General features: G+C 32.9%; 16 protein-coding genes. 13 read left to right on the top strand and 3 right to left on the bottom strand.

Annotation, left to right across the window (positions count from 1 at the left end; all coding sequences use genetic code 11):
• The first annotated feature begins 245 nt into the window (after positions 1-245).
• Entirely contained in the window at positions 246-1,073 is an 828-nt protein-coding gene (locus AB1J10_RS03740; RefSeq protein WP_192573691.1) for a YtnP family quorum-quenching lactonase, read from the top strand.
• Between the two features lie 176 nt (positions 1,074-1,249).
• Here AB1J10_RS03740 and AB1J10_RS03735 read toward each other — a convergent pair whose 3' ends face one another.
• Complete coding sequence (locus tag AB1J10_RS03735; RefSeq protein WP_046206822.1) at positions 1,250-1,567, bottom strand: hypothetical protein; 318 nt, start codon at positions 1,565-1,567, stop codon at positions 1,250-1,252.
• A gap of 82 nt (positions 1,568-1,649) precedes the next feature.
• Here AB1J10_RS03735 and AB1J10_RS03730 point away from each other — a divergent pair, with 82 nt between their 5' ends.
• The 10 genes from AB1J10_RS03730 (at position 1,650) to ccpA (ending at position 14,625) form a co-directional block, all read left to right on the top strand.
• Complete coding sequence (locus AB1J10_RS03730; RefSeq protein WP_064208825.1) at positions 1,650-2,726, top strand: M42 family metallopeptidase; 1,077 nt, start codon at positions 1,650-1,652, stop codon at positions 2,724-2,726.
• Positions 2,727-2,743: 17 nt separating this feature from the next.
• Positions 2,744-3,052 carry a thioredoxin family protein gene (locus AB1J10_RS03725; protein ID WP_046206824.1) on the top strand — a complete coding sequence of 103 codons (309 nt, stop codon included), beginning with the start codon at positions 2,744-2,746 and terminating at the stop codon, positions 3,050-3,052.
• A 125-nt stretch (positions 3,053-3,177) separates the two neighbouring features.
• Entirely contained in the window at positions 3,178-4,041 is an 864-nt protein-coding gene (locus AB1J10_RS03720; protein ID WP_046206825.1) for a DUF1444 domain-containing protein, read from the top strand.
• 12 nt (positions 4,042-4,053) lie between these two features.
• Complete coding sequence (ytpR, locus tag AB1J10_RS03715) at positions 4,054-4,653, top strand: YtpR family tRNA-binding protein (protein WP_046206826.1); 600 nt, start codon at positions 4,054-4,056, stop codon at positions 4,651-4,653.
• A 17-nt stretch (positions 4,654-4,670) separates the two neighbouring features.
• A complete protein-coding gene (locus tag AB1J10_RS03710; RefSeq protein ID WP_107391383.1) occupies positions 4,671-8,339 on the top strand; it encodes a DNA translocase FtsK in 3,669 nt (1,222 codons plus the stop codon).
• A 23-nt stretch (positions 8,340-8,362) separates the two neighbouring features.
• Complete coding sequence (murC, locus tag AB1J10_RS03705) at positions 8,363-9,676, top strand: UDP-N-acetylmuramate--L-alanine ligase (protein WP_046206828.1); 1,314 nt, start codon at positions 8,363-8,365, stop codon at positions 9,674-9,676.
• A gap of 71 nt (positions 9,677-9,747) precedes the next feature.
• Positions 9,748-10,239, top strand: coding sequence for a DUF948 domain-containing protein (locus AB1J10_RS03700; protein ID WP_046206829.1), 492 nt, complete (start codon positions 9,748-9,750; stop codon positions 10,237-10,239).
• An 82-nt stretch (positions 10,240-10,321) separates the two neighbouring features.
• Positions 10,322-11,539: a hypothetical protein gene (locus AB1J10_RS03695; RefSeq protein WP_107365461.1), complete on the top strand. Its 1,218-nt coding sequence runs from the start codon at positions 10,322-10,324 to the stop codon at positions 11,537-11,539.
• Positions 11,540-12,232: 693 nt separating this feature from the next.
• Positions 12,233-13,324 carry a bifunctional 3-deoxy-7-phosphoheptulonate synthase/chorismate mutase gene (locus AB1J10_RS03690; protein WP_046206831.1) on the top strand — a complete coding sequence of 364 codons (1,092 nt, stop codon included), beginning with the start codon at positions 12,233-12,235 and terminating at the stop codon, positions 13,322-13,324.
• A 311-nt stretch (positions 13,325-13,635) separates the two neighbouring features.
• A complete protein-coding gene (gene ccpA, locus AB1J10_RS03685; protein WP_064208829.1) occupies positions 13,636-14,625 on the top strand; it encodes a catabolite control protein A in 990 nt (329 codons plus the stop codon).
• Positions 14,626-14,818: 193 nt separating this feature from the next.
• Here ccpA and AB1J10_RS03680 read toward each other — a convergent pair whose 3' ends face one another.
• Both AB1J10_RS03680 and AB1J10_RS03675 read right to left on the bottom strand, forming a co-directional pair.
• The gene (locus tag AB1J10_RS03680) at positions 14,819-15,973 is read right to left on the bottom strand and encodes an acetoin utilization protein AcuC (RefSeq protein ID WP_064208830.1); all 1,155 of its coding nucleotides are present in this window, start codon (positions 15,971-15,973) and stop codon (positions 14,819-14,821) included.
• Positions 15,974-15,990: 17 nt separating this feature from the next.
• Complete coding sequence (locus AB1J10_RS03675; RefSeq protein WP_046206833.1) at positions 15,991-16,623, bottom strand: hypothetical protein; 633 nt, start codon at positions 16,621-16,623, stop codon at positions 15,991-15,993.
• A 181-nt stretch (positions 16,624-16,804) separates the two neighbouring features.
• Here AB1J10_RS03675 and acsA point away from each other — a divergent pair, with 181 nt between their 5' ends.
• Both acsA and AB1J10_RS03665 read left to right on the top strand, forming a co-directional pair.
• The gene (gene acsA / locus AB1J10_RS03670) at positions 16,805-18,514 is read left to right on the top strand and encodes an acetate--CoA ligase (protein ID WP_107365463.1); all 1,710 of its coding nucleotides are present in this window, start codon (positions 16,805-16,807) and stop codon (positions 18,512-18,514) included.
• A 303-nt stretch (positions 18,515-18,817) separates the two neighbouring features.
• Complete coding sequence (locus AB1J10_RS03665; protein ID WP_369003008.1) at positions 18,818-20,485, top strand: formate--tetrahydrofolate ligase; 1,668 nt, start codon at positions 18,818-18,820, stop codon at positions 20,483-20,485.
• Positions 20,486-20,568 lie beyond the last annotated feature (83 nt).

Here is a 20,568-nt window from a genome sequence, read left to right as displayed (position 1 = left end):
AAATGACGGATTAGTCCTTTTTATTATAAGCGTGCTACGATTTTGCTCGTACATGCTTGCCTGGGAATATGACTCGAGCCTGTAGTCTCTCGTTCATATCATTTCACTAGGCGTCAGTACATAACAAAATCACCATGAAATTTTGTTGTAGCAGAAGACTAACAAATTTCGTTATTTTACGTGTACTGTGTATTATATTACTATATTAATTAATTAGTAATTAAATCAAGAAATGGGGATTGATTATGAAATTAGGAAATTTCAAGATACATTACCTGAACGGTGGCATTACAAATATTGATGGTGGAGCGATGTTTGGTGTGGTTCCGAAAGTTTTATGGGCTAAAAAATATGAGCAAAGTGAGGAAAATCGGATTCCATTACCTACACATCCAATTTTAATACAAACGGAAGAATTTAACTTTATTATTGATACTGGTATTGGTAATCATAAGCTTACCGAAAAAGAGCGTAAAATATTTGGTGTGCATTATGAAAGTAATATAGAAGAAGATTTAAAATTATTTAATTTGACAACGAATGATATTGATTATGTTTTAATGTCACATTTACACTTTGACCATGCTTCAGGATTAACTGATAGTGAAGGGCGTGCAGTTTTTAAAAATGCGATTCATGTTATTCAACAAGATGAATGGCATGAGTTTGTTAGCCCAAATATACGAAGTAAATCAACTTATTGGCAGAAAAATAATGGTGATTTCACCGATAAATTATTGCTGTTTGAAAAAGAAATTGAAATCGTCAAAGGGATTAATATGTATCATACTGGCGGCCATAGTTACGGTCACTCTATTATTACAGTAGAAAATGCAGGAGAAAAAGCAGTACATATGGGAGATATTTTTCCTACAGTCGCACATAAAAATCCACTGTGGGTAACTGCTTACGATGATTATCCAATGCAGTCTATAAGAGAAAAAGAACGCATGATACCTAGATTCATTTTAGAAAATTACTGGTTTTTATATTATCATGATGTAAATTACTTTGCTGTAAAATTTAATCAAAAGGAACCATCTGAAATCGAGCAATACATTACAAGAGAATAAAATAAAAGGTTAAAGTTTTGAACATTTGAAATAGCACTATATCTTAACTAAAAATACAATCAATGTCTTCATAGTTTGAGCAGTAATATAGTTTATTTCTTTCATTGTAGTCATCTCAGTGTAGTCGACAAATATTTTCTACATGATACAAGTGTGTTCATAACTTTAACCGTTTATCATTTACATTCAATGATGTTTATCACTTCACCAGTTTTAGCGTCGGCATAAAAATCATAATAAGTGCGTTTGCCATTATGAAGGGTAGTGATACCACCTTGAAAGACTTCTAATTGATCGCCAGCATTTTGATACATTATCGTTTCATTTAGTATGTAAGAACCTACAACATTCATAAAATAAGTTTTTACATCTGTAATAATAGCTTCTGGATTACGATTTTGTAGTTGCTTTTGACGCGTATAAAAATAAATTGATCCAACAATAGTTGTTATTGAAATTAAGCCGATGAAGAACCAACTTTTTTTATTCAACATATTACAATCTACCCCCAATAAATTCATATTTATAGTTTACCATAATGAAGATGATATAATAAATATTAAGGAGTGAATGACATTGAGTATAGACAAAAGTAAAACATTATCAAGAATGAAAATATTAACAGAATTACATGGAGCGCCAGGATTTGAAGATGACGTTAAATCATATTTGAAATCTGAAATGTCACCGTATGTAGATGACTTTGTATACAATCGAATGGGCGGCTTTTATGGAGTTAAGAGAGCTAAATCTAAAAATTCAAAGAAAATAATGGTTGCTGCTCATATGGACGAAGTGGGCTTTTTAATAACGCACATCACAGATAATGGGCTCTTACAATTCACGAATTTAGGTGGAGTAGCGACTGATATATGGCAAGGTCAAAGACTAAAAGTTAAAACAAGAAACAATGAAGAAATCATAGGAGTTGTAGCGAATATACCGAAACATTTTAGGACAGGTAACGAAGGTGCACCAAAAATTGAGGACCTATTATTAGATATAGGTTGTGAAAGTGAACAAGATGTTATCAATCGAGGCATTCAAATTGGTGATACTATTGTTCCAGACACACCGTTCACACAGTTATCAGAGCATAGGTTTGCTAGTAAAGCGTGGGACAATCGTTATGGTTGTTTATTAGGTATAGAATTATTAGAATTATTAAAAGACGTAGAGCTAGATTTTGATTTATATGTTGGCGCAAATGTTCAAGAAGAGGTTGGGTTAAGAGGTGCAAAAGCCTCTGCTGAATTAATCGATCCGGATGTAGCTTTTGTAGTAGATTGTTCGCCAGCAAATGATATGAAAGGAAAGCAAAATCTTTCCGGTGAATTGGGTCAAGGGACATTGATTCGTATAAAAGATGGTACGATGATACTAAAACCAACGTTTAGAGATTTTCTATTAGATTTAGCAAATAAATTTCAAATTCCATATCAATATTATATGTCTCCAGGCGGTACAGATGGAGGAGAAATTCACAAAGCAAACATTGGTATTCCAACTGCAGTTATTGGTGTTTGTGCACGCTATATTCACAGTACAAATGCAGTATTTGATTTTCGTGATTATGACGCTGCAAGAAACTTAATATTACAATCAGTTAAAAATTTAGATGACGAAATAATAAATACTTTACAGTATAAATAATGTTTTGGAGTGATTAGATGGAACAATTAGAAAATGAACAACAATTTTTAGAATTTAAAAGAGGGGACACTGTATTTTTATTTACTGCTGATTGGTGTCCAGATTGTAAAGTGATTGAACCAGACTTACCACAACTGGAAGCGAAGTATACAAATTATAAATTTGTATCAGTGGATAGAGATAAATTTATAGATATTTGCATTGAACATGGTATTATGGGCATTCCTAGCTTTTTAGTATTTAGTAATGGACAACAAATTGGAAGTTATATTGGAAAAGAGCGTAAATCCATTGAACAGATAGATAATTTTTTAGCTTCTTTATAAACATAAAGTGAATGAATCTTATTAAGTGCACGATAAAAATATACCCTTAGAACTTACTTTTTTTCTGTTCCTAAGGGTATATTTATTGTAAACTGTATAAAGACACGTAAATAGGAGTGTTAACGATGAATGTCTTTCAAATGAGAGATAAATTAAAAGATAGATTAAAACATTTAGATGTCAAATTTAGTTTTAATCGTGATGAAGAAACGCTACGCGTATCTAGAAATGATAATGGCAAAGGTGTCACTGTCAAACTTTCAACAATTGTAGCGAAATATAAAGAACAAAAAGAAAATATTGTAGATGAAATTGTATATTATGTCGAAGAAGCGATTGAACAAATGAAAGGGGAGGCGTTATCTGAAACAGAGAATATTGAGATAATGCCTGTATTAAGGTCGCCTAGTTTTGATAAAAAAGACAAAGAAGGTAATTCATTTGTTATAGATAAACATACTGCAGAAACTAATATTTATTATGCAGTAGATTTAGGAAAATCTTATCGCTTGATAGATGAGCAAATGTTAGAAAAATTAAATCTTACTAAACAACAAGTGAAAGAAATGGCTTTATTTAATGTTCGAAAACTTGAAAACAAATATAAAACCGATGAAGTTAAGGGTAATATCTTCTATTTTGTAAATTCAAATGATGGTTACGATGCCAGTAGAATTTTAAATTCTACCTTTTTAAATGACATACAAGCGCAATGTGAAGGTGAAATGTTGGTGGCAGTACCGCATCAAGACGTGTTGATTATTGCTGATATTCGAAATAAAACAGGTTACGATGTTATGGCACACTTAACGATGGAATTCTTCACGAAAGGATTAGTTCCAATTACGTCACTTTCATTAGCTTATGATAATGGACATTTTGAGCCAATATTTATTTTGGGTAAAAATAATAAACAAAAAAGAAACCCAAATGTCATCCAAAGATTAGAAGCAACTCGAAAACAATATGAAAATAAAGATAAGGAATAAGGAGTTAAAAAAATGAATTTATTTTACAATAAAGAAGCTGTAGGAGATGTAGCTTTTTTACAAATTGAGCCCGCAACAGGCGAATTTACGTATGAGACGAAGAATGATGTAGTAGCAATTCGTCAAGATAACAAGATTGTAGGTTTTAATATATTCAATGCATCAAAAGTGTCAGATATTGATGGAAATGGACATATAAAGTTGGATGAGAAGTTAATTCAGGACTTACAACAAGCAATTAAAAATGCTGGTTTCACGTTTGAACTAAATGCAGATTTATCACCAAAATTTGTTGTTGGTTATGTTGAAACTAAAGAAAAACACCCTGATGCTGATAAATTAAGTGTATTGAATGTAGATGTAGCAACAGAAAAGCTACAAATTGTTTGTGGTGCGCCGAATGTTGAAGCAGGGCAAAAGGTCGTTGTTGCAAAAGTAGGTGCAGTAATGCCTAGTGGAATGGTTATTAAAGATGCAGCCTTACGCGGTGTAGATTCAAGTGGAATGATTTGTTCTATGAAAGAATTAAATTTACCAAATGCACCACAGGAAAAAGGTATTATGGTATTGTCTGATGAATACAAAGTTGGACAGGCATTTTTTGAAGAATAGAAGGAGGTAATGTCCGAATGAGCTGGTTCGACAAATTATTTGGAGAAGAAAATGATCCTAATAAAGACTATCTAAATAAAAGAAACCAACGACGTCAAAAGAGTCAAGAACATCAAGACACATTACTTCCACAAAATAACGATGTTTATGAGAGACCTAAAGGGAAATTTAGATTTCCAATGCGTGTTTTAGAAGAAAATAGTGAAACTGAGGACGCTATTAATGGAAAATCAGAAAATGAATTTAAAAATTCTGACCATAAATCAACTAGTCACCATACTGAGAATCACAGTCATAGAAGAAGAAGACAAATGGCTAATGAAAATGCTACAGATAAATTTACTCAATCATCTAAAGAATCATATGCAACATCTCGTAGTAAAACAAATGCGTCATTAGATAATGAAGTTCAAAAAGAAAAGAGACAACACAAAGGCAAAAGAACAAGAATTCAAACAGACGTTTTAGGTGGTACTGGACGTGAAAATGGTCATAGTACAAAAAGACATGAGCCCACTACCCCTCAATATCATAAAAGTGAATTTAAAGCTAGCGAGGTTCCGTCAGCTATTTTTGGCACTAAAAAACCACACCCTTTAGAAAATGGTGTGATAAAACCTAATCATCGTTTTAAAGATGATAATGAAAATAAAGTGCAAGAAGAACGCAAATCAAATTCTAATAATGACCATAATGACACTGCTGAAACAACGTTTGATCAACCTTCTCAAGTTGATAGCGAACAACCATCAGCTAAAAAGAGCAATGAACAATTACAAGATAAGTCGATACAACAAGAAAATGTATCACAAGCTACTACTACTCCAAAAAAGAATAATACCATCAATATAGAAAATATCTATGCTTCTCAAATTGTTGAAGAAATTCGTCGCGAACGTGAACGTAAAGTGCTTCAAAAACGTCAATTTAAAAAAGCATTGCAACAGAAGCGTCAAGAAAATCAACAAAATGATGAAGATACAATTCAAAAAGCAATTGATGAAATGTATGCACAGCAAGCAAAACAATATATTGGAGAAAGTTCATTAGATGGTGCACAAAATAAAATTAGTGATACAGACTATTCAACAAAATCGTCTGGTGAAGATGCAACGGATGAACATGATACAACTGACCAAATTGATACGTCACAATACAATTATCAAGAAATTAATTTAGACAATATAAGTAATGTACATAACATTAACGACTCTGACGATGTTTCAAATACAAATGAAAATCAAACAGAAAATGTAGAAACAGCATCAAATCTTACAGAATCATCAACGAATCATGCTAACGATAAAACAAATCTTTCTCAAGATATTGATCATGCAGATATAGACAATCATTTGCACCAACATGACGAAAATTCAAATGGAACTATTGATAATACTGGTATTTCGGAAGCTACCTATAGAGAAATTTCAGATAATCAAAAAGATACGACACAAAATACAGTTGATTTGACTCAACAAACTAATAACAATGAACGAAAAACGTCACAATGGGAATATGATGATGTATTAGATAATACATCATTGCATACCAATCATCATTTTGAAAAAGAAGATGAGCAGTATGTAGATGAGTCTAATGATATTAATCAGAATGAATCACGGAATGAAGAAGATTTATCAACTTCAACTGAAGCGGATGAAAATGGTGAAGAAACAGTTGCTAATGACGTACAAATGTCAGAGAATAACGAAAATGAAGCACAACAAGATCATGTTAAAACAAACGCTAAAGCGAATAGCGATGAACAAAACAATCAACAACATAAAAATACAATCAACTCGAAAGGAAGCAAACCAAAACCTTTCAATGTAGTAATGACACCATCTGACAAAAAAAGAATGCTTGATGCCAAGAAAAATCTTAACGACACACATACTTTTGTGAACTCAAATGATACTGAATTACAACAATCAGATGAAAAAATAGATAAAACGGCACAAAGTGAAAAAGATGAATCAACTGCTGCATTTAATCAACAAATGCAAACTGAAACTAACCTGGAAGAACATAATTCTAATGCTAATGAGTCAAAAGATACGTTTATAAATACGGAATCTGAAACGTTGACTGAGGATGAAGAAGTAGCATCCAGCATAGATGACAAAAATGAAGTTATAAGTCACAGGTATAATGGACAACCACAAAATGCAGAAACCAATCATGTGGATAAACATTCTGTAGATGCTACCGTTTCTCATAAATCAAATTCTGTGAATCAGCAGAACCAAAGCATGCAAGCATCCCAAGAAAGCAAAACAACTATACGAAAAGGTCCAAATATTAAACTTCCGAGTATTGATTTACTGGATGAACCTAAGGTCCATGAAGTAGATAATCAGTGGATTGAAGAAAAGAAACAAGAATTAAATGAAGCATTTTACTATTTCAATGTACCTGCGGAAGTTCAAACTGTTACAGAAGGGCCAAGTGTGACTCGTTTTGAATTATCTGTAGAAAAAGGTGTAAAAGTATCAAGAATCACTAACTTACAAGATGATATTAAAATGGCGTTAGCAGCAAAAGACATACGTATTGAAGCGCCTATTCCAGGTACAAGTTTAGTAGGTATTGAGGTGCCAAATCAGTCTTCAACACCTGTTAATTTACGTTCTATCATAGAAGATAATACTTTTAAAAATGCTGAATCTAAATTAACAGTTGCTATGGGACTTAGAATTAATAATGAGCCGTTAGTTATGGATATAGCAAAAACGCCTCATGCATTAATTGCTGGTGCTACAGGTTCAGGTAAATCTGTATCTATTAACAGCATTTTAATGTCATTATTGTATAAAAATCATCCTGAGGAGCTAAGATTATTACTTATCGATCCTAAGATGGTTGAGTTGGCACCATATAATGGTTTGCCACATTTGGTATCTCCTGTTATTACAGATGTTAAAGCTGCTACACAAAGTTTAAAATGGGCAGTGGAAGAAATGGAACGTCGTTATAAAGTATTTGCTAAATATCATGTTAGAAATATTACTGCATTTAATAAAAAGGCAAATTATGAAGATAGAATGCCAAAAATTGTTATAGTAATAGATGAATTAGCTGATTTAATGATGATGGCGCCACAAGAGGTTGAACAATCAATTGCACGAATTGCACAAAAAGCACGCGCATGTGGAATTCATATGTTAGTTGCAACACAAAGACCATCTGTAAATGTAATTACAGGGCTAATCAAAGCGAACATACCGACACGTATTGCTTTTATGGTATCTTCAAGCGTAGATTCACGTACAATTTTAGATAGTGGTGGAGCAGAACGCTTATTAGGTTATGGAGATATGCTCTACCTAGGAAGTGGAATGAACAAACCAATACGTGTCCAAGGAACTTTCGTTTCTGATGAAGAAATTGATGATGTCGTTGATTTTATAAAACAGCAACGTGAACCTGATTATCTTTTTGAAGAAAAAGAATTGTTGAAAAAAGTAGAAAGTCATCCGCAAGATGACTTATTCGACGATGTATGTCGATTTATGGTACAAGAAGGACATATTTCTACTTCACTGATACAAAGACATTTCCAAATCGGTTATAATCGAGCTGCTAGAATTGTAGACCAATTAGAACAGTTAGGTTATATTTCGGAAGCAAATGGTTCTAAACCCAGAGATGTGTATATCACTGAGTCTGATTTAAATGATAATTAATATAGAGATAAAGGAGTGTTACAATGACACATTACCATTTTGTCGGCATTAAAGGTGCCGGAATGAGTTCATTAGCACAAATCATGCATGATCTTGGAAATGAAGTACAAGGGTCAGATATTAAGAATTATGTTTTTACAGAAGTCGCATTAAAAAATAAAGGTATAAAAATTCTCCCTTTTGATGCAGATAATATTAAGGAAGATATGGTCATTGTTCAAGGTAATGCATTTCCTGATACGCATGAAGAAGTTGTACGCGCGCATGATTTAAATTTAGAAGTGATTCGTTATCACGATTTCTTAGGTCATGTTATTAACCAATATACTTCAGTTGCTGTAACAGGTGCGCATGGTAAAACATCAACAACTGGTTTACTATCACATGTTATGAATGGAGATAAAAAAACCTCCTTTTTAATTGGTGACGGTACTGGATTAGGTATTCCAGCTAGTGATTACTTTGCTTTTGAAGCATGCGAATACCGTAGACATTTTTTAAGTTATCATCCGGATTATACAATTATGACAAATATTGATTTTGATCATCCAGATTATTTTAAAGATGTGCATGATGTTTTTAATGCCTTTCAAGAAATGGCGCAAAATGTAAAAAAAGCAATTATCGCATGGGGAGATGATCCATATCTTCGTGATTTAAAAGCAGATGTACCTATTTATTATTATGGATTTTCTGAAAATGACGATATTTATGCGGATAATATTCAAATTAGTGAGAAGGGTACACAATTTGATGTTTATATTAATAATAATTTTTATGATACCTTCTTATCTCCACAATTTGGAGACCATAATATCTTAAATGGACTTGCTGTAATAGCAATCAGTTATTTAGAAGGATTGAACGTTGATAATATTAAAGAAGCGTTAGAAACATTTGGTGGTGTAAAACGTAGATTTAATGAAACTAAGGCAGGTAAACAAGTATTAGTAGATGATTATGCTCACCATCCAAGAGAAATTAGTGCTACAATTGAGACAGCACGAAAAAAATATCCTAATAAAGAAGTTATAGCTGTTTTCCAACCACATACTTTCAGTAGAACACAAGCTTTTTTAGAAGAATTTGCTGAATGTTTAAGTCTTGCGGATAAAACATTTTTATGCGAAATTTTCGGCTCAATAAGAGAAAACAATGGCGAACTAACTATTCAAGACTTGGTTGAAAGGGTAGATGGTTCTACACTTATTGATGAGCAAAGTGTAAATACTTTAGAACAATATGAAGATGCGGTTATCTTATTTATGGGTGCAGGCGATATACAAAAAATCCAGCGCGCATATATGGAAAATATCGGTGTAACTACCTCATTTTAATATGTTTATGTTAAAATGATGTGGGTATTTATATTAAATAACAACATATGTTTTTTTAGGAGGCGTTTTTAATGGAATGGATTTTACCTATAGCTGGAATAATTGCAGCGATTGCTTTTTTAGTGTTATGTATAGGAATCGTTGTTGTATTACTTTCAGTTAAGAAAAATTTAGATCACGTTGCTAAAACTCTTGATGGAGTTGAAGGACAAATTCAAGGGATTACACGTGAGTCTACTGATTTACTTCATAAAGCGAATCGCTTAACTGAAGATATTCAAGATAAATCAGAACGTTTAAACTCTGTCGTTGATGCTGTTAAAGGTATCGGTGATTCAGTTCAAACATTAAATGGTTCTGTTGATCGAGTAACAAACTCAATCACGCACAATATTTCTCAAAATGAAGATAAAATTTCTCAAGTTGTACAATGGTCAAATGTTGCAATGGAAGTTGCTGACAAATGGCAAAACAGAAGAAATCGTAGAGAAAGTGCAAATTATAAAACAAGTAGCGTAGCAAATGATGCAAATCACAGCTATACTACACGTGTTGACCATTAATCATTTATATACTTAAAAAACAAATGCACTTAAATGAGGTATAAACTTATTTAAGTGCATTTGTTATAGGAGGCATTCAAATATGAAGTACTATAATCGAGATGATTACGAAAGAAATTTAGAAAGTTATGAAGTACCAGAATATTTTACATCCGGTGCTAGAAATGTGTTTGTTTATGGATTTATAGTAGGTGCTGTGATAGGTTCGGCTGTAGGATTAGTGTCTATTAGTAAATCACGTCAAAGTGAGAAATCCGTTCCTAAAAGTAATAAAACATTCAAATCAAATGTAGTTAAAGAAGCTGAAAATGACAAACTAGAAGCAGAACGTCAAGTTGCGCATATTAAAGAAAAAGCAATTACAAACAATGAATTAGGTGCGCAAAAAGTTGCAATTCAACAAGAGACGGCTACTCACAACTTATCTGATACGTCACCACAAGCACAAGATACATTAACTGAACAACAATCGGATGAAACATCAGAAGGCTTGAATAATATTGATGAACAAGCACAACCAACTGATAGTGAAAAGAATGCTCAAAAAAGTGCAATCAAGAAAGAGTCAGAAACACATCATTTAGCTGATTCTACAGTTGCTTCAACGTCTAACGAATCACAAAAAAATGATACAGTATCGGCTACGAAATTAGCCAATGCTGCTGAAGAAAAAAATAAAGCTTTAAAAAATGACCCGACAATTAAGAAAAATACAACTGAACTTGTAACTGAAGAAAGTGTAAAATCTAATTCTAAAAAAGAAGTACCTAATTTAGTTACAAAAAATGACAAGACTGAAACTAAAGATAGCTTAAATTCAGCAACAATTGCAGATGGTATTACTGCTACGGGATTAGCATTAGCAGCGAGTCAAAAACGTGATGCAATGTCTAAAGACCCAAAAGTAGCTGAAAAAACCGTTAATTTATTAAAACCTGAATCCTTAACAGTCAAAGGTAATCAAGAAGTGCCTAATTTAGTTACAAAGAAATTAGATAATGCAGTTGAAAATAATAATAAAGTAGAAAATTCTGCTGATAAACATGATCAATCTTCAACTAAAAATACACCTCAGGCTGCAGAGCAACGTGTTAAACAAACACATAAAAGTGTGTCGTTTAAAGACGGTATAATTGTACATGATAATGCTGAACAAGGTATTAGTAAGCAAACTTCTAATAATAGTACTGATAGCTCTAATTCTGACAATGAGGTGCCAACATATTCAAAAAATAGATTGCAAAGCAAAAAGACTGAAAAAGCAAAAAGTAAAATAGATAAAAGAACATTTAATGATTAAAACTGTTATGTGATTTTGGAATAAATTCTATAATCAAAAGCAGTCTCGGACATAAATTCTATACTCAAAATAAGAGGGCCAATTCATAATATGGATTGGTCCTCTTTATAGTTAAAATCTTACGTTTTTGACTGTCCATGCTTGGCTAGGATATGGTTCGAGCCTGTAGTCTCTCACTCATAAGATTCCCCTGGGTGTCAGCACATTACAAAATCAGTATAATTGATATTTTGTTATTCAAAAAATAAGGCACTTACGTATAATTTAATAAACATTACTCAACTAAATTAACGAAATGCCTTATATGTGAAATGTATATCTTTACTCAACATACACTGTCAATGGACACTTCAGTACTTATTCCTACAATTATCAGTAAACTAAAAATTAACGAATCAACTACCCGCATTAGATAACATAAGTATAGTTACTTATGTTAAGTGGGGTTTAATATCCTTGCATACGCTGTGATGAGCGTTGGTATAAATTGATTATTTATGGAATAGTGTAAAAATACGGCTAGAAAATAACAGAAAATTCAGTTATCATTAAACGTATTCACTTTAAAAGTGATTTTTTACGTTTGAGACTTGAACTTATATGCAGTTATTGTTAGAATTACGTTTAACAAATATTTTATCGCTTTAAAGCAGAATAAAATATCGCTGTAAAATTTTCATAGAGGTGACTAAAATGACAGACAAATTACAAGAATACAGAGATGAAATTGTTGGAATTAATGAACAAATACTAGACCTTTTATCTAAAAGAGGGAAGATTGCACAAAAAATAGGTGAAGAAAAGCGCAAGCAGGGTACAATGGTTTATGACCCTCAACGTGAAAAAGAAATGATTAACCAACTATTAGATAAAAACGAAGGTCCGTTTAATGATAATGTGATTAAACAACTATTTAAAGAAATATTTAAAGCCTCTACTGACTTGCAAAAATCAGAGAATGAAAAACATTTATATGTATCTAGAAAATTGAAACCAGAAGATACGATTGTTCAGTTTGATAATAAAGGTATTATCGGTGACGGTAATAAATCTTTTGTTTTTGGTCCATGCTCAGTTGAATCACAAGAACAAGTAGATACAGTTGCAGCAGATTTACAAGCCAAAGGTGAAAAGTTCATTAGAGGTGGAGCGTTTAAACCTCGTACATCACCTTATGATTTCCAAGGTTTAGGTGAAGAAGGACTAAAAATACTTAAAAATACAAAAGATAAATATGGTTTAAATGTTGTAAGTGAAATTGTAAATCCAGCAGATTTTGAAATCGCTGATCAATATTTAGACGTTTTCCAAATTGGTGCGCGTAATATGCAAAATTTTGAATTATTAAAAGAAGCAGGACGTTCTAATAAGCCAGTATTATTAAAACGTGGATTAGCCGCTACAATCGAAGAATTTATCTTTGCAGCTGAATATATTGCATCGCAAGGTAATGAAAATATAATTTTATGTGAACGTGGTATACGTACATATGAAAAAGCTACAAGAAATACATTAGATATTTCAGCAGTACCGATTTTAAAACAGGGGACACATTTACCAGTTTTAGTAGATGTTACACATAGTACTGGACGTAAAGATATCATGTTACCAACTGCAAAAGCAGGTTTAGCTGTTGGTGCTGATGGTATTATGGCAGAAGTTCACCCAGATCCTTCTGTTGCATTAAGTGATAGCGGTCAACAAATGGATTTAAATGAATTTGAAAAATTCTACAATGAATTAAAACCATTAGCTGATATGTATAACAATAAACAATTAAAATAATTTATATCATACGATGACTTTATAACCTCTATTTTGCATACTAATTTTTTAGGTGCATATAGAGGTTTTTATATTTCTTTTTAATAGCAATTTATACGAATTTATACTAATATTAATTACTATTTTTGAAAATGATTGTAATAGAAATAAAAACATATACTTAAATAAGATTTAATAAATTATTATGAAATTGACATTATTATGACATTCAAATCAAAATGATTTTACATTTGCGAAAAATATGGTAAACTTTGAAAATGTTATGAAAACAGAGTATAATAATAAAGAAATCGCTTTCAAGGAGGAAGTTTATGACTGTAACAATTTATGATGTAGCTAGAGAAGCAAGGGTATCTATGGCTACTGTTTCGCGTGTCGTAAATGGTAACCAAAATGTAAAACCGGAAACACGAGACAAAGTGAACGAAGTTATTAAAAAGTTGAGTTATCGTCCCAACGCAGTAGCAAGAGGATTAGCAAGTAAACGTACGACGACTGTTGGGGTAATCATCCCAGATATTTCAAATGTGTATTATTCACAACTCGCACGTGGTTTAGAAGATATTGCTACTATGTATAAATATCACTCAATCATATCGAATTCTGATAATGACCCTGGCAAAGAAAAAGAAATTTTTAATAATTTATTAAGTAAACAAGTAGATGGCATTATCTTTTTAGGTGGAACGATATCAGAAGAAATTAAAGAATTGATTAATAAATCATCTGTTCCAGTAGTCGTGTCAGGTACGAACGGTAAAGATGAAGGAATTTCATCAGTCAATATCGATTTCCAAACAGCTGCAAAAGAAATCACAGCGCACTTAATAGAAAAAGGAGCAAAACGTTTTGCTTTTGTAGGCGGAGACTATTCCAAAAAGGCACAAGAAGATGTGTTAGAAGGATTAAAAGAGGTTTTATCAGAAAATCAATTAACATTAGATGAACAATTAGTTTTCAATGGCAATGAGACCTATAAAGATGGTTTACGTGCATTTGACGCATTAAAATCTAGTAAACCAGATGCTATCTTATCAATTAGTGATGAACAAGCAATTGGTTTAGTTCATGCAGCACAAGATGAAGGTGTAACTGTTCCAGATGATTTACAAATTGTTAGTTTTAATAACACACGTTTAGTTGAAATGGTTAGACCACAATTATCAAGTGTGATTCAGCCGTTGTATGACATTGGTGCAGTGGGAATGAGATTATTAACCAAATATATGAACGAAGAAGAAATTGATGAACCTAATGTGATTTTACCACATAGAATTGAATACAGAGGTACTACAAAATAAAGTTAATAAAACAGCAGAATTTGGACATAAATTTTATGTAACATGATTTCGTTGTCCAAGTTAAGTAAGAATGAACAGGATTTAAGTGTCACCTGAGCTGCAACTTGTGCAATAGCCCCACTAACTCAACGAACTGAGTAGTGGGGCTTTATCATGTCTGTATTTTTATGTAATAAAATAATGAATACCAATGTTATTTAAACCAACTTAATACTTGAGTTGCATGTTTCATATTGATTTCTGTAATTTCTTTACGTCTAGGTATTAATTGATAATCTAGTTTTTGGTCTTTCCAAGTTGTAGGTAATTCACAAGTAGCATAGGGTGTCCACTTAGCAATCCACTTTTCAGGTAATTCACCTTGCTGTTGTTGTTCGCCAATTAATGCTAAAAAAACATGCGTCCATGCCCTAGGTACAACTTTCCAAATATTGTAACCACCGCCACCAAACATAATTACTTTTCCATCAGTATATTTATCTGCTAATGCTTTAATTTTATAGGGGATTTCATATAGTGCATTTAATGTACAACTCATATGTGTGAGTGGGTCTAAATAATGAATATCTACACCGTGCACACTCACAATGATATCAGGTTTGAAAGAGGCAACCACAGGTTCTAATGTTTCATTTAAGACTTCTAGATAAGAATCATCTTCTGTGTAGGGTTCAAGTGGTATATTGACGGTATAACCGAAGCCTTGTTCATTGCCGCGTTCTGTATAGTTTCCCGAACCAGGGAATAAAAATTTGCCTGTTTCATGTATAGAATAAATTAATGCATCGTTGTTAGTGTAAAAGCTCCATTGTGTTCCATCCCCATGATGTGCATCTGTATCTATACACATCACTCGTAAATCATAATGCTTGATGAGATAAGCAATCGTAATTGCCACATCATTGTATATGCAGAAACCATTGGCACGACCTGGCAAACTATGATGTAATCCACCACCTAAATGGCAACCATTGGTGAATGTACCGTCCATAATTTTATCAGCTAAATTAAGGGCACCACCCACAATGCGTGCACTGTGTTTATGCATCATTCTAAACTGTAGTGTATCGCTTCCATCTAAACCATATTTCTTGGCTTCATTGTCATTTAAAATGCCATGTGATGCACGTCTAATAGATTGTATATAATCATAGCTATGAATCAAATTTAATTCGTCATCTGTAGCGATTCGCGGTTTAACAATGTGTTCAGGTTTTAAATAACCTAAATCACTTAATAGTTCAGTTGTCAGTTTCAATCTCATTTGATTGAAAGGATGTTGATTACTAAAACGGTATTGTAAGATTTCGTTTGAATAAACAAAACCAGTTTTTTGGGTATTGCTCATATTGATTTAACTCCCCTTTAAAAGAAAAAGCGATTCTTGTATCTTAAATCATCGAATGCTTGTAATTGATCAATGGAAATGCGTGCACCTATTCTTGCCATTAAACAATTTGCTGGATGACTAGTGATTTCAGGATCATCTGTAGCAAAAATTTCTAGGCCCCCATAACCCATTAATTTTTGCATTAATTTTTTATAAGCAAAAACATCTAGACCAGAATTTTTTAAATCCCAATGCCAATAATACTCAGTAGTTAAAACGATATAATCTTCATATTCATCGGCCGCCAAACTTAAACGAATGAGTTTACTGCCTAAATGTAAATGTCGATAAGGTAAACTGATTTCTATCGCACCCAGTTCAATTAAATACTCAAGGTTACCATCAGACCAACGTTCTAATGGATCAGGATAGTGATAAGTGACATAACCTACAATATGGTCATGCTTTCTAATCACAAAAATTCTACCTTCTTTTAATTCACTAATTTCTTTTATAGCTATAAATTGATCGTTAGGTTGTCGAAAAGCAGAAAGTCCATCATCAAAAGTCATAAGTTCAAGATTTTCTCTAGAGACAGGGCCTTCTATTATAAATGTACCTTCGTCCAAATGAAATGTTTGAAATTGATACGTTTTTATATGTTCCATTTTTTCACTCCAAACGACTGTAGATGAATGTCATATTCACCCTTTAATACTTTTAGTATAAGTGATTTCGGAGGAAATTAACACGAAAATGTATCCGTTTACACCAATTATTTTGAAAATTGTGAATTTGTTAGTTATAATATGCATTAAGCATTCGATTTCATTAAGAGGGGGATTTAGAATGAAAGTAGAAATATATAAAGGGGAAGAAGGAAATTTTAACCTTCAAAACTATGAGAAACAATACAACAACTTTGATTGGAAAGAGGTCGAAAAAGCATTTTCATGGTATGACACAGGTAAAGTGAATATGGCGCATGAATGTATCGATCGCCATGTGGATGAAGGTAAAGGAGAAAAAGTTGCACTTCATTATAAAGATGATCAGCGACAAGAAAGTTATACTTTCAGTGAAATGAAATCAAAATCAAATAAAGCTGCAAATGTTTTAAAAGATAAAGCCAACGTTGAAAAAGGTGATCGTGTATTTATTTTTATGCCAAGAACACCTGAACTTTATTTTGCGTTATTTGGTATTTTGAAAATAGGTGCAATTGTAGGCCCATTATTTGAAGCATTTATGGAAAAAGCTGTTGGGGATAGACTAGAAAATAGTGAGGCAAAAGTAATAGTTACTACTAACAGTTTATTGCCAAGAATACCTGTAGATAAGTTACCAAATTTAGAAACAATCATTGTAGTTGATAATGATGTAGATGGTGCATATGTAGATTTCAATAGTGAATTTGAACAAGCGAGTGATCAATTTGAAACGGAATGGTTAGATTTAGATGATGGTTTGATTTTACATTATACATCAGGCTCAACTGGTCAACCTAAGGGCGTATTACATGCGCAAAAAGCGATGTTAGTACATTATATTTCAGGTAAATATGTACTTGATTTTAAAGATGATGATGTGTATTGGTGTACAGCAGATCCAGGATGGGTCACTGGAACATCTTATGGTATATTTAGCCCTTGGTTAAACGGCGTTACGAATTGTATTGCGGGAGGTAGATTTTCTCCTGAAGCATGGTATGGTATGATAGAAGAATTTAAAGTGACTATATGGTATACGGCACCAACAGCATTAAGAATGTTAATGAGTGCTGGTGATGATATTGTTGAAAAATATGACTTATCATCGTTAAAGAGTATTTTATCTGTCGGTGAACCATTAAACCCTGAAGTCATTAAATGGGCAAAAGATGTATTTGGACTGCGTGTGCTAGATACTTGGTGGATGACTGAAACAGGTGGCCATATGATTGTAAACTATCCTTCGATGGATGTGAAATTAGGTTCAATGGGTAAACCATTACCAGGTATTGAGGCATCAATTGTAGATGATCAAGGTAATGAATTACCTCCTAATCGCATGGGTAATTTGGCAATTAAAAAAGGTTGGCCATCCATGATGATTTCTATTTGGAATAATCCTGAAAAATATGAATCGTATTTCATTGGTGACTGGTATGTATCCGGAGACTCAGCTTATAAAGACGAAGATGGATATTTCTGGTTCCAAGGTCGTGTAGATGATGTAATCATGACTGCTGGTGAACGCGTAGGTCCATTTGAAGTAGAATCGAAATTAGTGGAGCACGAAGCAGTTGCAGAAGCAGGCGTCATTGGTAAACCAGATCCTGTACGCGGTGAAATTATTAAAGCATTTGTTGCGTTACGCCCTGAATTTGAGGAAAGTGATGAGTTGAAAGAAGAAATTCGTAAGTTTGTTAAAGAAGGTTTAGCTGCACATGCTGCACCACGTGAAATAGAATTTAAAGAAAAATTACCGAAAACACGTTCAGGTAAAATTATGCGTCGCGTACTAAAAGCATGGGAACTTGACTTGCCAGAAGGCGACTTAAGTACGATGGAAGATTAATTAAATACAAAGTGTTAAAGTTTTATTTCACATGCAAAACTTGCTAAAAACACTCCTTTATTGATAGGTTTTAACTTTGCTTAAAATTTTGAAATAAAGGAGTTTTTAGTGTAATAAAACAATATGAGTATAAATGTATATCATAATTTTACAAAAGTAGCTTATTATTTTGAAAGCGTTATCTCTATTAATCGACAACACAACATTATTTGGTTATTATGAATATGTAAGGAATTTTGACTCACTGATTGAAATTTGATTTTTAAAAGTGATTAAAATTTATAAAATAAGGGGCGAATGAATTTGGCACATTTATCAGACTTAGATATTGCTAATCAATCAACATTACAACCTATAGGGGACATAGCTGAAAAAGTAGGTATTCCAGCAGATGCTTTAGAACCATATGGACACTATAAGGCTAAGATAGATATTAACCAAGTTAAACAAAAAGATAACAAAGGGAAAGTCGTATTAGTAACAGCTATGAGCCCAACATCAGCTGGTGAGGGGAAATCAACAGTTACTGTTGGTTTGTCTGATGCATTTAACCAATTAAAGAAAAATGTAATGGTTGCATTACGTGAACCAGCTTTAGGACCAACGTTTGGTATTAAAGGTGGAGCGACAGGTGGCGGATACGCTCAAGTGTTACCGATGGAAGATATTAACTTGCATTTTAATGGTGATTTCCATGCGATTACTACAGCGAACAATGCTTTATCAGCATTTATTGATAACCATATTCATCAAGGCAATGACTTAGCCATTGACCAAAGAAGAATTGAGTGGAAACGCGTTTTAGACATGAATGATCGTGCACTAAGAAATGTGATCGTAGGATTAGGTGGGCCAACGCAAGGTGTACCACGTGAAGATGGTTTCAATATTACAGTGGCTTCAGAAATTATGGCAATTTTATGTTTAGCTAATGATATTCAAGATTTAAAATCTAAAATCAGCAAAATTACAGTAGGTTATACAAGAGATCGTAAACCTGTCACTGTTGCGGATTTAAAAGTTGAAGGTGCATTAGCAATGATACTTAAAGACGCAATCAAACCAAATTTAGTCCAAACGATTGAAGGTACACCTGCATTAGTACACGGTGGCCCATTTGCAAATATTGCACATGGTTGTAACTCAATTCTTGCTACTCAAACAGCAAGAGAATTAGCTGATATTGTCGTAACAGAAGCAGGCTTTGGCTCAGATTTAGGTGCTGAGAAATTTATTAATATCAAGGCACGTGAAGCAGGATTTGAACCATCAGCAGTCGTAGTAGTAGCTACGATTCGCGCGATTAAAATGCATGGCGGCGTTGCAAAAGACAACCTTAAAGAAGAAAACGTTGATGCATTAAAAGCAGGAATTGTAAACTTAGAACGCCATGTAAATAACGTGAAAAAATATGGGTTAGAACCAGTGATTGCATTAAATGCATTTATTCACGATACAGATGCAGAAACTAAATTTGTTCAAGAATGGGCAAAAGAAAATGGTGTACGACTAGCTTTAACAGAAGTTTGGGAAAAAGGTGGTAAAGGTGGTATCGATTTAGCTAACGAAGTGTTAGAAGTGATCGAACAACCACAAGATTTCAAACATTTATATGAACTAGAGCAACCATTAGAAGATAAAATTGAAACAATCGTAAAAGAAATTTACGGCGGTAGCAAAGTAACATTTAGTAGTAAAGCTCAAAAACAATTAAAACAATTTAAAGAAAATGGTTGGGATCATTATCCTGTATGTATGGCCAAAACACAATATTCATTTTCAGATGATGCAACGTTATTAGGTGCACCTGAAGGTTTTGAAATTACAATCCGTGAATTAGAAGCGAAAACAGGTGCAGGGTTTATTGTCGCACTGACTGGTGCAATAATGACAATGCCTGGTTTACCTAAACAACCTGCCGCATTAAAAATGGATGTTACAGATGATGGACATGCAGTTGGTTTATTCTAAATATTTGTTTAAAAAAGTTTAGAAAAAGGCCTAACGATTTCTGACTTTAAAATAGGGGTCAATTTATAACGAAACTGACCTCA

It is taken from the genome of Staphylococcus cohnii species complex 1663, assembly GCF_041008415.1.
Taxonomy (GTDB): domain Bacteria; phylum Bacillota; class Bacilli; order Staphylococcales; family Staphylococcaceae; genus Staphylococcus; species Staphylococcus ureilyticus.
The sequence above is the reverse complement of the archived record's forward strand: the minus strand, read 5'-3'. Positions and strand labels throughout refer to the sequence as shown.

What these genes read in the sequence shown, in the direction of transcription:
- AB1J10_RS03740 (WP_192573691.1), top strand. Translation starts at nt 246, where the DNA reads ATGAAATTAGGAAATTTCAAGATACATTACCTGAACGGTGGCATTACA.
- AB1J10_RS03735 (WP_046206822.1), bottom strand. Translation starts at nt 1,567, where the DNA reads ATGTTGAATAAAAAAAGTTGGTTCTTCATCGGCTTAATTTCAATAACA.
- AB1J10_RS03725 (WP_046206824.1), top strand. Translation starts at nt 2,744, where the DNA reads ATGGAACAATTAGAAAATGAACAACAATTTTTAGAATTTAAAAGAGGG.
- AB1J10_RS03720 (WP_046206825.1), top strand. Translation starts at nt 3,178, where the DNA reads ATGAATGTCTTTCAAATGAGAGATAAATTAAAAGATAGATTAAAACAT.
- ytpR (WP_046206826.1), top strand. Translation starts at nt 4,054, where the DNA reads ATGAATTTATTTTACAATAAAGAAGCTGTAGGAGATGTAGCTTTTTTA.
- AB1J10_RS03710 (WP_107391383.1), top strand. Translation starts at nt 4,671, where the DNA reads ATGAGCTGGTTCGACAAATTATTTGGAGAAGAAAATGATCCTAATAAA.
- murC (WP_046206828.1), top strand. Translation starts at nt 8,363, where the DNA reads ATGACACATTACCATTTTGTCGGCATTAAAGGTGCCGGAATGAGTTCA.
- AB1J10_RS03700 (WP_046206829.1), top strand. Translation starts at nt 9,748, where the DNA reads ATGGAATGGATTTTACCTATAGCTGGAATAATTGCAGCGATTGCTTTT.
- AB1J10_RS03695 (WP_107365461.1), top strand. Translation starts at nt 10,322, where the DNA reads ATGAAGTACTATAATCGAGATGATTACGAAAGAAATTTAGAAAGTTAT.
- AB1J10_RS03690 (WP_046206831.1), top strand. Translation starts at nt 12,233, where the DNA reads ATGACAGACAAATTACAAGAATACAGAGATGAAATTGTTGGAATTAAT.
- ccpA (WP_064208829.1), top strand. Translation starts at nt 13,636, where the DNA reads ATGACTGTAACAATTTATGATGTAGCTAGAGAAGCAAGGGTATCTATG.
- AB1J10_RS03680 (WP_064208830.1), bottom strand. Translation starts at nt 15,973, where the DNA reads ATGAGCAATACCCAAAAAACTGGTTTTGTTTATTCAAACGAAATCTTA.
- AB1J10_RS03675 (WP_046206833.1), bottom strand. Translation starts at nt 16,623, where the DNA reads ATGGAACATATAAAAACGTATCAATTTCAAACATTTCATTTGGACGAA.
- acsA (WP_107365463.1), top strand. Translation starts at nt 16,805, where the DNA reads ATGAAAGTAGAAATATATAAAGGGGAAGAAGGAAATTTTAACCTTCAA.